General features: G+C 47.0%; 16 protein-coding genes. 10 read left to right on the top strand and 6 right to left on the bottom strand.

Features of this window, described 5'->3' with window-relative positions; all coding sequences use genetic code 11:
- Positions 1 to 108 precede the first annotated feature (108 nt).
- Complete coding sequence (locus I1H34_RS16315; RefSeq protein ID WP_249369307.1) at positions 109 to 585, bottom strand: pentapeptide repeat-containing protein; 477 nt, start codon at positions 583 to 585, stop codon at positions 109 to 111.
- 303 nt (positions 586 to 888) lie between these two features.
- Positions 889 to 1,554, bottom strand: a complete 666-nt coding sequence (locus I1H34_RS16310) for a class I SAM-dependent methyltransferase (protein ID WP_212662079.1) — start codon at positions 1,552 to 1,554, stop codon at positions 889 to 891.
- A gap of 183 nt (positions 1,555 to 1,737) precedes the next feature.
- Here I1H34_RS16310 and I1H34_RS16305 point away from each other — a divergent pair, with 183 nt between their 5' ends.
- The gene (locus I1H34_RS16305) at positions 1,738 to 2,574 is read left to right on the top strand and encodes a DUF2059 domain-containing protein (protein WP_212662078.1); all 837 of its coding nucleotides are present in this window, start codon (positions 1,738 to 1,740) and stop codon (positions 2,572 to 2,574) included.
- Between the two features lie 65 nt (positions 2,575 to 2,639).
- On the opposite strand, the gene I1H34_RS16300 is transcribed toward I1H34_RS16305, so the two are convergent.
- Positions 2,640 to 3,977 carry a recombinase family protein gene (locus tag I1H34_RS16300; protein ID WP_212662077.1) on the bottom strand — a complete coding sequence of 446 codons (1,338 nt, stop codon included), beginning with the start codon at positions 3,975 to 3,977 and terminating at the stop codon, positions 2,640 to 2,642.
- A gap of 31 nt (positions 3,978 to 4,008) precedes the next feature.
- Complete coding sequence (locus I1H34_RS16295) at positions 4,009 to 4,950, bottom strand: alpha/beta hydrolase-fold protein (RefSeq protein ID WP_249369305.1); 942 nt, start codon at positions 4,948 to 4,950, stop codon at positions 4,009 to 4,011.
- A gap of 151 nt (positions 4,951 to 5,101) precedes the next feature.
- Here I1H34_RS16295 and I1H34_RS16290 point away from each other — a divergent pair, with 151 nt between their 5' ends.
- From I1H34_RS16290 to I1H34_RS16250, 9 genes are all read left to right on the top strand, one after another.
- Positions 5,102 to 5,551, top strand: a complete 450-nt coding sequence (locus I1H34_RS16290; RefSeq protein WP_212662076.1) for an ATP synthase subunit I — start codon at positions 5,102 to 5,104, stop codon at positions 5,549 to 5,551.
- Positions 5,552 to 5,609: 58 nt separating this feature from the next.
- The gene (gene atpB / locus I1H34_RS16285) at positions 5,610 to 6,380 is read left to right on the top strand and encodes a F0F1 ATP synthase subunit A (RefSeq protein WP_212662075.1); all 771 of its coding nucleotides are present in this window, start codon (positions 5,610 to 5,612) and stop codon (positions 6,378 to 6,380) included.
- A 130-nt stretch (positions 6,381 to 6,510) separates the two neighbouring features.
- Positions 6,511 to 6,756 carry an ATP synthase F0 subunit C gene (gene atpE, locus I1H34_RS16280; RefSeq protein WP_010468088.1) on the top strand — a complete coding sequence of 82 codons (246 nt, stop codon included), beginning with the start codon at positions 6,511 to 6,513 and terminating at the stop codon, positions 6,754 to 6,756.
- Between the two features lie 146 nt (positions 6,757 to 6,902).
- Entirely contained in the window at positions 6,903 to 7,331 is a 429-nt protein-coding gene (locus I1H34_RS16275; protein WP_212662074.1) for a F0F1 ATP synthase subunit B', read from the top strand.
- 32 nt (positions 7,332 to 7,363) lie between these two features.
- Complete coding sequence (locus I1H34_RS16270; RefSeq protein ID WP_212662073.1) at positions 7,364 to 7,924, top strand: F0F1 ATP synthase subunit B; 561 nt, start codon at positions 7,364 to 7,366, stop codon at positions 7,922 to 7,924.
- Positions 7,921 to 8,478 (top strand): ATP synthase F1 subunit delta, encoded by a 558-nt coding sequence (gene atpH / locus I1H34_RS16265; RefSeq protein ID WP_212662072.1) that lies wholly within the window; start codon positions 7,921 to 7,923, stop codon positions 8,476 to 8,478. Before I1H34_RS16270 ends, atpH begins: the two co-directional genes overlap by 4 nt.
- A 73-nt stretch (positions 8,479 to 8,551) precedes the next feature.
- Complete coding sequence (atpA, locus tag I1H34_RS16260) at positions 8,552 to 10,069, top strand: F0F1 ATP synthase subunit alpha (RefSeq protein WP_212662071.1); 1,518 nt, start codon at positions 8,552 to 8,554, stop codon at positions 10,067 to 10,069.
- Positions 10,070 to 10,078: 9 nt separating this feature from the next.
- Complete coding sequence (locus tag I1H34_RS16255; RefSeq protein WP_212662070.1) at positions 10,079 to 11,032, top strand: F0F1 ATP synthase subunit gamma; 954 nt, start codon at positions 10,079 to 10,081, stop codon at positions 11,030 to 11,032.
- A 191-nt stretch (positions 11,033 to 11,223) separates the two neighbouring features.
- Complete coding sequence (locus I1H34_RS16250; protein ID WP_212662069.1) at positions 11,224 to 11,766, top strand: pentapeptide repeat-containing protein; 543 nt, start codon at positions 11,224 to 11,226, stop codon at positions 11,764 to 11,766.
- Between the two features lie 162 nt (positions 11,767 to 11,928).
- Here I1H34_RS16250 and leuB read toward each other — a convergent pair whose 3' ends face one another.
- Together leuB and I1H34_RS16240 are read right to left on the bottom strand one after the other, a co-directional pair.
- Positions 11,929 to 13,017, bottom strand: coding sequence for a 3-isopropylmalate dehydrogenase (leuB, locus tag I1H34_RS16245; RefSeq protein ID WP_212662068.1), 1,089 nt, complete (start codon positions 13,015 to 13,017; stop codon positions 11,929 to 11,931).
- Positions 13,018 to 13,146: 129 nt separating this feature from the next.
- Complete coding sequence (locus I1H34_RS16240) at positions 13,147 to 13,740, bottom strand: Uma2 family endonuclease (RefSeq protein ID WP_212662067.1); 594 nt, start codon at positions 13,738 to 13,740, stop codon at positions 13,147 to 13,149.
- Between the last annotated feature and the right edge of the window lie 426 nt (positions 13,741 to 14,166).

Genomic DNA, 14,166 nt, shown 5'->3' with positions numbered 1-14,166 from the left:
AAATCTCCCTACACTTCGTGAGGCTATGCCATTTCCTCAATATAACGGTTATTCAAAACCGAATTCAGAGGTCATAACTTAGTCCAGGTAGGGAGATAGAGTATTAACCTACTGGTGGCTTCCTGCCCAACTCACCCATTGGTGGGGTTCACCACTGTGTCGAGCTGTTTGGCTTAATTCTGCTTGGGTAATGTTGGCTCCATTTAACTCGGCACCACTCAATTCGGCTCCATCCAAACAAGCCCCAGTAAAATCGGCATGGCTAAGGTTCGCACACCGCAAATCAGCCCCTTTGAGATTAACCCGCCCCAATTTTGCACCACTTAAATCAGCGCCAATCAAGTTAACCTGACTCAAATTGGCACTGCGAAGATCAGCTTGACTCAAATCAGCATCCGTCAAATTGGCGCAACTCAAATTGGCACCATTCAGGTTTGTACTGGCTAAATCAGCTTGACTCAGATCAGCCCCACTCAAATGAATCTGACTTAAGGCTGCGCCCCGCAGATCAATCTGATGGCAATAGGCATTCTGGAAACCACGTTGTCCAGAACCATAGTCTCGTAACAGTTGAGTTGAATTCATAAGCTTTCCCTCTGCATGCTTGCCATCGAGAGGGCGAATCTCCTCTCCAGATAGATTCACCCTCTCCGTCCTGCATCACCCCCTTTAAAAAAGTGATGCGATGGAAAAAATCAGAAATAACAGCATAAGCAAACCTGAAAATACTGTTCCATAGGGGTCACGGTGCCAGAAATTATCCTGGCGACGGATTGTATTCATGAGAAATCCTCCCGATATCAACCAAAATAAGCTTGATGGGGATTTAGCTCTCCCCTCTATCCGATATATCCAAATTAAACAAAGAGTTTGAGGAAGTTGTGAGGATTAAGAGGCTTTAGTCGCCACACCCATAATGTGGGGTTTGACGACAGCAATAGGGACAGGCGCTTCAAAGGTTTGATAATCGACATTGGCAAATCCAGCAGATTCAATCACCTTACCGGTCTCTCGATCTAAGCGGCAGCCATCACCTATCACCTGCCAAAGAGGACAAAGGCCCGTTTGGACTTGGCGCAGAAAACTACCAGCGGGAGCCATGACATGTTCTATAAACAGAAACTGCCCCCCCGGCTTCAGCACCCGCAGAATATCTTGAACCGTTGACTCTAAATCTGGGACTGAACAGAGAACCAGAGTACATAAGACGACATCCTTGCTGTTATCGGAAATAGCAATGTCGGCTAGAGTCGTAGTCTGTACCTCAATATTTAGCCCTAACTCATCCGCTTGCTGCTGGAGGTAAGGGTGCATATAGGGATTGGGTTCTAGTCCTAACCAATGAATATGAGGTTTGAAATAAGGCAGGTTTGGCCCTGCACCGGGACCCAGTTCTAAGACTTCCCCTTGTAAATTTTCAAACAGTTGTCGTTTGCGATCGGCCATTTTCGTTTCATAACCCTGGGCAGCCGTAGCCATAGCCCAGGCAAAAAAACGTTGGTACCATAGTGGGCTATGCCATGCGGTACTGGCTTGGGATGGAGTCTTAGGCATGGTCAGGATCTTAAATACAACCTATGGCTTAATTCTAAGAGTCTTTTGGACCAGAACTTCGCTTGAAATGAACCTGTAATAGAGTTAAATACTCTAACCATTGGAGGCAAAATAATGATGCCATTAAGGAATTGCTAAACTGGCACCCATACGTTGTTTACGGTTATCAGGAGTGCAGGCATTTTGGTTCAATCTTGGGGTGTGAGAATTGGGTTATTGGGTCTATCGATGACAATGCTGGGTACTCCAATAGGTATCCCCGTTGAGGTGAAGGCGGAAGAGCAGACAACCTCCATTCAGGAAGATGCTGCAACTGTTGAGCCAGCTGCCCCATCAACAGAGAAATCAAAAGAGTCGTCATCCCCCGATCTGGATCAGCAAACCCCCGCTGCTTCTGAGACGAAATCGAAGGATACCAAATCGGCTATACCGACCTTAGATACCCAGAACAGTGATTCCAAGGGCAAACCCAAGAAAACTACCCTGCCTAAAGAAACTGTAGCCCCCCCTTCTGCCAAAAAATTAGCTCTGATTCAGCGGCTGTTGAGGATTACGGAGCAGAAAAAAAATGCGGAGCAGCGCCTAGAGGCCATGTTGGCGAATATGGAGGAAACATTGCCGAAGGTGTTGGCGAATGTCATTCGCGATCGCACCCAGTTACAAGGAGATAAACTGCTCAACCGCGTTACGGCCACCACCCAACGAATGGTGCAGCGTTATCGAGAATTATTACCCAGTAGGATCAACATTGGTGAAATAACTGAGGAAATTAGCACGAATCTGTATGCCAAGTACTATACAGAGAAAGAGCTAAAAGACTTAATCAAGTTCTATCAAACGCCGACAGGACGAAAAGCGATCGCAACTTTGCCTCAATTGACTAAAGAAGCATTGGCTCAATCCAACGATATTTTGCTACCAGAAATCACTCAGCTCTTGCAAGAAATTATGCAAGAAGAATTTGGACCTGAATCTTCCAAATCCAACCCAAAAGAAACTAGCAATGAGACAAAACCCTAACTTTATATTTAATAAGTAGATCCTTAAGTATTTTACTTATTAAAAGTCTTTGCCTGGAATACTTCTCAAAACATGAAATTTAGTTTGATATCACAGTCTTTGCCATCTCGAATCAGATCCACCTGGCGAATAAACTCTCGAAAATAAAAGCGTCGTTCAGATTCTGATAGATCCATCCAAAACTGATCGATGGATACGGTTTGGGCAATTTCCTTTAAGTTCACCGGGGGGAGTTGAGCCAATCGACTTTTTAACTCTGCAATTTCAGTTTGCACATTGTAGGCTCGTAAATCGGCTGTAGATTGGTCCAAAACTTTGGTTTCGACCAGTGCAGGTAATTGAGACAAAATGGCTTGTTTTGCTGCAATTTCAGTATCTACACCTTGTTTAAATTGATTCAGGATCGGTTGGTTGACCCCAGCCACTGCCTGGGGAAGTTCTTCACAAATGGATTGAATCGTTTTCTGCAAAATCTTGTCATAGGAAATCGCCTGACATCTCGGCTTTTCAGGACACTTCGTTGGCCGTAGGTAGAGATATTCCTTGCCTTTACCTCGGGGCATGACTCGCGAGATGGTCATGGGAGATTGACAGGTGGCGCAAAATACAATTCCTGAAAGAGATCGAGGTGCACTCGCAGCCCTAGGCGTCATACTGCGGTTGCGGCGCAGAAGCCGATCTACTTGGGCTCCTTCTTCTCGGGAAAGCAGGGGCGTATGGGTGTCCATCACTACCTGTTGGTTTTGGTAGGTTAAGTCTCCCCGATAAACGGGATTGGTCAGCCATCGCCGTCCAGTAGAAACCGATATCTTTTTGCCATGCTTCTTGGCAATATGCCGCACAGACCCACGCAAAGATCCATAGAGGAGGAAATGTTCGAAAAAGTCTTTTACTACTGGAGAAACCGTGCGATCGATCACATATCGATCTTTGCCTCGCTTATAGCCATAGGGAGCTTTCCCTGGGGGCGGACGTCGTTTGATCCGGTTTTGGGCATGGCCATGGCGAATGCGCCGACTGCGCTGCTCTGCTTGAATTGCCTCTAGTAACACCAAAAGCTGGGATGAATCGGCACTTTCTGCACCATTCTGATCAAGAGTTGCCAGCCCTGGCTTGAAATTTGGAGATTGGTAGTCTTGCTCAATCGCAACAATGCAGATGTCTAGTCCTTCAAGCTGCACTAAATTCTCTGTGACCTGGCTCAGGGATTCTCCCAAATCTTCCAGCCGTATCACCAGTAAATAGTCAGGTATTTCAGTCTGACAGTCCGCTAGTAGCGCCGTGAGTTGGGACCGTCGCCAATCTAAATCCTGATAAACCCGATCCACTTCCCATCCCCAAATGGTGGGTTCTAACTTTGTTTCCCACGTTAAGTCCTGGTAGAGATAGGCAACAATGCGCATGTGTTCAACAGGAACATTCGAAACAGCCAGACTATCGGGGCTGGTCAATAAACTTGAAAACGGCCTCTAATTGGCTTCCCCAATAGGGATAATCATGGCCTGCACCAGCCACTGGATGATACTCCACAACTGCAGACGATTGCTGCTGTTTTATGGCTTCAAAAAATAGGCGACTTTGAGACTCTGGCACAATGTTATCTGCTTTGCCGTGGGACAGATATATGGGCATGGTCCATTCTGAAGCCCGAGCTTGCGGGTTATCTCGACCGAGCCAACGGGATTGAAATTGAGAAAAAGAACCATACAGAGCAGTCATCAGTCGATCTTCAGGGGTATTCTCCTGGCTAAAGTCTCCCGACAAACTGGCACCCGCCACAAATAGTCCTGGATTTTCAAGGGCAATCAGAGCTACCCCTCGGCCTCCAGTAGAGAGACCCAGCAGGGTATTGTGTTGACCCGGCAGGAGTAGTTGGTGGCGTTTCTGGATTGCGGGGATAAACACTGTTTTGATGAATGCTCCCCCCGGAATGCTATTCCACTTGAGGGTGGTTTCGGGATGGTAGGCACTGGCATAGAGGGTCTTGTCCATTTCAGGGAGCAACAACACATAGCCATACCGATCGGCAAAGTCGACTAAGTTGGTGTTTTCCACCCAGCTAGCCCGGGGGAAATCCCAGCCTGGTAAAACGACTAAACAGGGACGCTGAGGATTGGGATTTTCTTGTAATTGTGGCGGTAGATACAAATCGTAATATACGTCTTTGACCTGCAAATCCCGGTTCCAACCTGCGATCGCATTCATCACTACACCATCATTAGAAGCCTTTAACTGAGAAGGCTGTACCGACTTTAAGTTTTTGTCAGCAGAGACAGGGATTACCTGTTGCTGCAGCTGTTCAGGTTGTTTAGGAGTCTGAATTGGCAATGGAGAACGTTGCACTTGCGAAGGCGAAATATCAAGCTTTTTAGCCATCGAACATCCCCCTAGGCACATAAACAAAAATGACCAGAATATCTTTGGGTTAAATTTTAGATTCTCAAGGTTATTCATTAAGTAATGTTACCCAGCCGTGATATCATTGGCCTTGGCCTGCAGTAACGCATCCAAACCAAATTTCTAGCCTGTGGAATTGTCAGATACTCCCCTTCAGCCCGGTGCCACCTCAAGCGAGAGTGAGCCAGTTGAATCGCAGATCTCTCAAGCAGGAGATTCGATGGATGACTTTTATCAATTCAAAAATGGCTTGATAATTTCATCTTCAGTTATAGCAGGGTTATTTTTTGGCCCTGTTTGGTGGGTGTACTCTCTGAAAGTTGCCAGCAGCTATTTGCTCGGTGCATCCGTCGGAGTGCTATACCTAAGGATTTTGGCGAAGAACGTTGAACAGTTAGGAAGCGGGAATACCCAAGTCGGCAAAGGCCAGCTAGGTGTTTTTGTCATCCTCATTGTCGTGGCAGCTAAGTGGAATCAGTTAGAAGTCCTACCTGTTTTTTTAGGATTTCTAACCTACAAAGTTGGCATCCTCTTTTTCGTCTTGTGGTCTGCAGTTCTGTCGCCCTCAACTAATTCCTGAGAAATCGACAGAATGCCCCTATTTTTTTGCCTGAAGTTCCAACGAGGTTGGGCGTATTATGCATCACAGCAGCCTTCTGCTAGATTCTTTTAATTGGTTCACCACCTTGCCTTTAGCAAGTTTAGAGGTGGGTCAGCACCTATACTGGCAGATCGGTGGCTTAAAGGTTCATGGTCAGGTTCTGATTACATCCTGGATCGTCATCGGCATCTTAGTCATTGTGTCTGTGCTGGCAACCCGCAAGGTTGAGCGCATTCCTAGTGGTCTCCAAAATTTCATGGAGTACGCGCTAGAGTTTGTCCGTGATTTGACCAAAAATCAAATTGGCGAGAAAGAATACCGTCCATGGGTGCCATTCATCGGGACGCTCTTTCTATTCATATTTGTCTCCAATTGGTCCGGTGCTCTATTCCCTTGGAAGCTTATTAGTCTTCCCGAGGGAGAACTCGCAGCACCCACAAACGACATCAACACCACTGTCGCTTTGGCATTGTGTACTTCGTTTGTTTACTTTTACGCAGGATTTCGGAAAAAAGGTCTCGGTTACTTTCGCAAGTACATCGAACCCACTCCGGTACTGCTACCAATTGCGATTCTTGAAGATTTCACCAAGCCGCTTTCCCTTAGTTTTCGTCTGTTTGGTAACATCCTTGCCGACGAGCTAGTGGTTGCAGTTTTGGTGCTACTCGTTCCCTTAATTGTGCCTTTGCCTGTGATGTTGCTGGGACTATTTACCAGCGGTATTCAAGCATTGGTCTTTGCGACCTTGGCTGGTGCTTATATTCACGAGTCGTTAGAAGGTCATGGGGACGGAGAAGAGGCCCACTAACCTCAAAGTCAGGTTACTGATTCAGTAACCGATTGACTCCAAAATTAGTGGCTGGTGCAGGCATCTAAAGTCTGACAACCTGTGTAAGGTCTACCTTGTTGTTCTATTTCAAAATAAGGAAAAAAGCATTATGGATCCGTTAGTCGCTGCTGCTTCTGTATTAGCTGCTGCCCTGGGAATTGGCATCTCTACAATTGGCCCTGCTCTTGCTCAAGGTAATGCTGCTGGAAAAGCGGTAGAAGGGATCGCCCGTCAGCCCGAAGCAGAAGGAAAAATCCGAGGCACTTTGTTGTTGTGTTTGGCGTTTATGGAATCCCTAACCATTTATGGTTTGGTGATTGCCCTAGTTCTACTTTTCGCCAACCCTTTCGCCTAAATAGGTTAGTGAGGGACGTTCGCGTAACGTCCCTTCTCCGTTTCTAGTTGTATTGAATCTAGATGGCGCTTCTTTAAGTGCTCATTACCTTCAGCTACAACTCCGACTTTTTCTGAATCTGACCCTTTTTTAGACTGAGCAAAACAATGTTTGATTTTAATGGCACGTTGCCATTGATGATGTTCCAGTTCTTTTTGTTGGTTGCTGTGTTGAACGCAGTGTTCTTCAAACCCCTCACTCAAGCGATTGATGAGCGAGATGGTTTTATTCGTACCAACAACACTGAAGCCCGTGAGCGTTTGGCTAAAGCCAAGAGCTTAACTGAGCAATATGAACAGGAGTTGGCAGGCACGCGAAAGCAATCACAACAAGTGTTGGCAGATGCTCAAGCCGAAGCCCAAAAAATTGCTCAAACACAAATCACTGAAGCCCAACAGCAAGTTCAAGCTGAAGTGATGAAAGCTCAAGCCGAACTCGAGTCACAGAAACAGTCTGCCTTTGGCGAATTAGAGAAGCAGGTTGATACCCTCAGCCAGCAAATTCTCAATAAGCTCTTAGGCTCAACCCTGGCATAAGCCATCACAGCACCGCAGTTAGGACTATAAACATGGGGATGTTTAATTGGCCGGCAAGCGCTGGCATGACTGGGTTTCCACAACTAGCTGAGGCTGGTGGTTACAGCCTTAACTTTGATATTCTGGAAGCCAATGTCGTCAACTTGGTAATCGTTATTGGATTACTCATTTATTTTGGTCGAGGCTTTCTAGGGAAATCCCTAGTTAAGCGACGAGAAGACATTGAAACCGCGATCTCCGAAGCTGAAGCCAATCAAGAAAAAGCTGCTGCAACCTTGGCAGAAGAGCAAGAGAAGCTTGCTCAAGCCCAAGCAGAAGCGAAAAAGATTCTGGCTAATGCCCAGACCAATGCAAGTAAAGCGAAAGAGCAAATCCTGGCTGAAGCGAAAACAGAGATTCAACGCATCAAAGATGCTGGATCTCAAGATACTTCTGCTAGTCAGGAACGTGCGATCTCAGAAATTCGACAGCGCGTTACCGCTATGGCCCTAGAGAAAGTTGAAGCTGATTTGAAAAATCAGTTAGGGAATAATGAATCCGCCCAGCGGAAATTAGTCGATCAAAGTATTGCCTTGCTAGGAGGCAACTCATGACACAAAGCATGGTTAGCTCCAAAATTGTTGAACCCTATGCCGAGGCGTTAATGTCTGTGGCTCAAAGCAACAACCTCACCAACCAGATTGGTGAAGATATTAGCTTTGTCCTCAGTCTTTTGGAAACCTCTACTGACCTGAAAGATTTCTTGGTCAATCCACTGACCCCCGCCGATGCTCAGAAGGCCGTTCTTCGGCAGTTAGCTGAATCGCGGGTTCAGAAGCAATTCTTCAATTTTTTGCTGCTCTTGATTGATCGACGACGCATCATCTTCTTAGAAGGTATTTGCAAGTACTATCAGACATTACTGCGCAAACTCAACAATACGGTTTTGGCAGAAGTGACCTCAACGGTGGAACTCACCAAAGAGCAACGTCAAGCCATCACTGAAAAAGTGAAACATATGAGTCAAGCGGCCCAGGTTGATCTTCAAACAAGTATCGATTCTGACCTCATTGGCGGTGTGATTATTAAAATTGGCTCTCAAGTTTTAGACGCCAGCATTCGTGGCCAGTTGCGCCGGATGAATTCTTCTATAACAAGCCTGTCTTAAGGTAATGGTAATTTTCTTGATTACCGCTTAAGTTGTTTGACCTCTACCCACATCACAAATTAGAGCAAGTCCCATGGTAAGCATCAGACCCGACGAAATTAGCAATATTATTCGCCAACAGATTGAGCAATACGATCAACAAGTCAAAGTTGACAATGTTGGTACCGTACTCCAAGTGGGTGACGGTATCGCCCGTGTTTATGGCTTAGAAAAAGCCATGGCCGGAGAACTCTTAGAATTTGAAGATGGCACTGTAGGTGTTGCCCTCAACCTGGAAGAGGATAACGTCGGTGTGGTGCTGATGGGAGACGGTCGCGAACTCCAGGAAGGGAGTACCGTTCGTTCAACTGGTAAAATCGCCCAAATCCCTGTGGGTGATGCCTTGGTTGGTCGCGTTCTAGATGCTCTAGCTCGCCCCATCGATGGTAAGGGCGATATGAACACATCTGAAACTCGCCTGATTGAGTCTCCTGCCCCTGGCATTATTGAGCGGAAGTCTGTGTATGAGCCCATGCAAACGGGCATCACTGCGATTGACTCCATGGTGCCTATTGGCCGAGGCCAGCGAGAGTTGATTATTGGTGACCGTCAAACGGGTAAAACAGCCGTTGCGATTGACACCATCCTCAACCAAAAGTCTGAAGATGTGATTTGTGTCTACGTTGCTATTGGTCAGAAAGCCTCTACCGTGGCTCAGGTAGTTGAAGTCCTGAGAGAACGGGGCGCCCTTGACTACACTGTTGTGGTTGCTGCTAACGCTAACGACCCCGCCACTCTACAATATTTGGCTCCTTATACTGGCGCAGCTATTGCTGAGTACTTTATGTACAAAGGCAAGCACACCTTGGTGATCTACGATGACCTCTCCAAGCAAGCTCAGGCCTATCGTCAGATGTCCTTGCTACTCCGTCGTCCACCCGGACGTGAAGCCTATCCTGGTGATGTGTTCTATCTCCACTCTCGTTTGTTGGAGCGGGCTGCAAAGCTAAGCCCTGAACTGGGTGAAGGAAGTATGACCGCACTACCGATTGTGGAAACCCAAGCGGGTGACGTGTCGGCTTATATTCCTACTAACGTTATTTCCATTACTGACGGTCAGATCTTCTTGTCTTCTGACTTGTTTAACGCCGGTCTGCGTCCTGCCATTAATGCTGGTATTTCAGTGTCCCGAGTGGGATCTGCTGCTCAGATTAAAGCGATGAAACAGGTTGCCGGTAAGTTGAAGCTGGAATTGGCTCAGTTTGCTGAACTGGAAGCCTTTGCTCAGTTTGCCTCTGACTTGGATCAAGCGACTCAAAATCAGTTGGCTCGTGGAGCACGCCTCCGGGAAATTCTGAAACAGCCTCAATATTCTCCTCTACCTGTAGAAGAGATGGTTGCAGTGATTTATGCCGGTACCAATGGCTATCTTGATGATGTCCCTACAGATAAAGTGACAGAATTTGTCCAAGGGATGCGGGATGATTTGAAAGCCAACCACGCCAAATATGGTGACTTGGTCCGAGGCGAGAAGAAGATGGGTGATGAAGCCGAAGGGATTCTAAAAACAGCCATCGCTGATTTCAAGAAAGCTTTTATGGCTGCGGTCTAGGAGGGAATTATGCCAAACCTCAAATCGATTCGTGATCGCATTTCGACGGTCAAGAATACCAAGAAAATTACTGAGGCGATGCGGCTAGTGGCCGCCGCCAAGGTCCGACGTGCCCAGGAGCAGGTGACAGCAACCCGTCCCTTCGCTGATCGTTTAGCTCAGGTCCTCTATGGCTTGCAAGCTCGACTTCGATTCGAAGAAGTGGAATTACCGCTGCTGCGAGAACGGGCTCTAAGTAAAGTCTGTTTGTTGGTGATCACTGGAGACCGTGGTCTCTGTGGTGCCTACAACAGTAACGCCATCAAACGAGCTGAAGTGCGATCCAATGAACTGAAAGCTAAAGGGATTGACTATACGTTTGTCCTCGTGGGTCGGAAAGCGATTCAGTACTTTCAGCGCCGTGATCAGCCAATCTCAGCTACTTACGATGCTTTAGAGCAAATTCCTACGGCTCAAGAAGCCTCTGGTATTGCGGATGAACTCTTATCGCTGTATCTCTCAGAAACAGTTGATCATGTTGAGTTGATTTATACCCGGTTTCTTTCCCTGGTGAATTCTAAACCTGTGGTCCAAACCCTACTTCCTCTCGACCCTGATGAGTTGGTGGTGGCAGAGGAAGATGAGGTCTTCCGATTAACCACTCGAGGAGGTGAGTTTCAGGTGGAGCGCGAACGATTGGATCGATCTGCTCCCCAGGAAATGCCTTCAGATATGATCTTTGAGCAAAATCCCATTCAAATTTTGGATGCTTTATTGCCACTGTATCTAAACAACCAGCTACTGCGGGCATTGCAAGAATCAGCCGCCAGTGAATTGGCTGCTCGAATGACTGCGATGAACAATGCTAGTGATAATGCTTCTGATCTAATTAGTACCTTGACCTTGTCTTATAACAAGGCTCGGCAAGCAGCGATTACTCAAGAGCTGCTTGAGGTGGTCGGCGGTGCTGAAGCTCTGAACTAAAGGGTTTTACCCCGCAGTCTGACTGCTCTCTTGATCTAAGTGTTTATATTCCCCATCAGCCCTGGTTCAGTATCTGAATCAGGGTTTCCCCTATGGGCTGACTGTTTAGGATCTTTATGCCTGGGAAGTTGAGGTTAAATGGAGTGGAATCCTGGAGGCATTGAAACCATTGTGTTTTGGGAGTTGTAGTGATGACTGCTGAGGAATTAATGGAGCGATATGCCGCTGGGGAGCGGGATTTCAGAGGTATAAATCTCTGGAAGGCTAGTTTTATTCAAGCTGACTTGAGAGGAATTGATCTGTCTGGTGCCAAACTGAAAAAGGCCAAAATGATTACGGCTAACTTGGAAGGAGCTAACTTGAGTGGAGCTATCCTGGATGCTGCTGATTTGACCAGCGCCATGCTTGGACGTGCTAATTTCCAAAATGCCATTCTTGGAGGGACGAGATTGATAGGGGCTAACTGTTATGAAGCCAACTTCAGTATGGCCCAAATGTATCAAGCGTTCCTCGAAGGTGCTCTGTTCAATAATGTCAACTTGTGTGGTGCTGATTTGGGGGCTACTAGCATTTTGGGAACTAGCTTCAGGGAAGCTGATATGCGAGGAGTCAATTTGGATGAGGCCAGAGGTTGTGCTGACTTCACTGATAGTAATCTAATGGGAGCTACTCTTACGGAAGTTCATACTCGTCTTAAGGGTAGTATCTTTGATCGTGCTATTCTGCCCGACTAAATTATTAGTAAGCGTAGAGTCTAAGCGGTCGTCTGCCGCTATAAGAGATGCACTGGCTACAACACCTGTGTGAAACAACGATTGTAGACTAGCTATAATGCTTGAACAAAATTGTTGCTCAATTAAGCTAAACTTTATGACCAATGGAGAGTTGGAGAGTATTTAACTCTGATTCAAAATCTGGATCAGAGTTTCCCCTATGGCCTTACAACCTAAGACCGTTGTACCTGGCGATTGAATATCACCTGTCCGATAACCTTGAGCCAACAAAGTCAGCACAGCGGACTCAACTTTATCCGCCGCTGCGGGTTGATCCAACCCATAGCGCAACATCATTGCTACGCTCAAAACTTGGGCTAAAGGATTTGCCTTATCCTGACCCGCAATATCTGGGGCAGAGCCATGAACCGGTTCAAATACCCCTGGACCATCCGCACCTAAACTGGCAGAGGGCAACATGCCGATACTGCCTGTGAGCATGGCAGCAATATCTGAGAGAATATCGCCGAATAGGTTACTGGTAACGATGGTGTCGAACTGTTTGGGCCAGCGGACGAGCTGCATAGCGGCGTTATCCACGTACAGATGAGAGAGCTCTACATCAGGGTATTCGGATGACAATGCGGTGATGCGATCGCGCCACAGTTGCGACACTTCCAACACATTTGCTTTATCCACAGAACAGAGCTTGCCACTCCGTTTTTGGGCCGTTTCAAAGGCGACTCGACCAATCCGATCAATCTCTGCCACGGTATAGGCCATTGTATTGACGCCCCGTTGCTCCCCCGTTTCGGTGCTAAACACCCCTTTGGGTGAGCCGAAATATATGCCGCCTGTTAGCTCTCGCACCACCATGATGTCCACGCCTTCAACCACCTCAGGTTTTAGACTGGACGCATCAATCAGCTGGGGCAGAATTTGGGCGGGTCTCAGATTGGCAAAGAGTTCTAGTCCTGCCCGTAATCCCAACAGCCCAGTCTCAGGACGGAGATGACGGGGCATTGTGTCCCATTTATAGCCCCCAATTGCGGCCAGCAATACGGCATCACTCTGGCGACAGGCATCTAAGGTTTGTTTCGGTAGCGGGTTCTCTACTGCATCAATGGCCGCTCCTCCAATCAATGCCTCATTAAATTCAAAGGTCAAATTTTGCTGCTGCCCCACAACCTTAAGAATATCAACGGCCACGGCCATGATTTCAGGGCCAATACCATCTCCTGGCAACAGCGTAATTCGATAGGACTGAGTCATGATTGTTTCGATAGAAAGCACACAGGCTATCTATCATATGACGCAGCAACTCCCAACACCACAGAACTTGAAAATCTTCATGACTCTGTTCACCTGCGTTGAAGAAGATTATTTCTAAGACCTTACAGCTTAGCGATCAGACGGCTCAGGAGTGGGTGGATCAAAAATCACATCTTCATAGATCGCCGCCATCTCTCCCTCGTAATTGATGCTACTCAACGTGAAGGTCTCACTGGTAGAGGTGTAGGTTTCCAAAACCCATCTACCTTCACTCCGACGAAAGCACTCAATTCGTTGCCGTTTAGCGTTGATTAACACATATTCCTGCAGACTCTCAAGGGACTGATAATCGGCAAATTTATCCCCCCGGTCAAAAGCTTCAGTGGAGGCCGAAAGGACTTCCACAATCAAGGAGGGAAATTGTTTGTAGGTTGCTGTTGCCTGATCGCGATCATCACAGGTCACCATGACATCAGGATAGAAAAAACGATTGTTCGGGTTGACACGTGCTTTCATATCCGAGATATAGACTCGGCATCCAGACCCTCTGATGTGATTGCGTAAGATTGCAAATAGATTGCCTGCAATGGTGACATGGGCATCTGATGCACCTGCCATTGCATAGACTTCCCCATCCCGGTATTCATGCTTGATGGGACTGGCTTCCTCATGGGAAAGATATTGTTCTGGGGAGAGATGGACTTGTTCTGGGGAGGCAACCATTAGAGTATGCAAGTTAGATCTCCCATTTAGAATAACGTGCTACCCTCTAGAGTCCATCACCATTGCTACAAACTATGAAGGAAGTAGTGCAACTCTTTCTTGAGGCTAACGCTCTGCTGATGGATGTTGCTGAATAGGTCGGCTTGCATAGAATTCACTGACTCCGCTTCCCCTGCCCAGCCTGAAATTGCATCGTTCGCACATCCTGACAAAAGCCTGCACTGCATGGTCACTTTTATTCAAAACGATTAATCCGCAAAGAAGAAGCCTATCTGTACCGCCAGCAAGATCAAAAAGCGCAGATCAACACCAAAGCTCGTTGGAAACAGATCACCCAATCCATGCGACGGCGGCAAAATAAATGGCAGTGAAATGAGCGGTAGGGGCTGTGATTGGGGTGTTGAACTGGGGTGATAGTGATCATTG

Origin of the sequence: Acaryochloris marina S15 (assembly GCF_018336915.1) — a bacterium.
Classification (GTDB): Bacteria; Cyanobacteriota; Cyanobacteriia; order Thermosynechococcales; family Thermosynechococcaceae; genus Acaryochloris; species Acaryochloris marina_A.
This window is presented reverse-complemented; position numbering and strand designations above follow the sequence as displayed.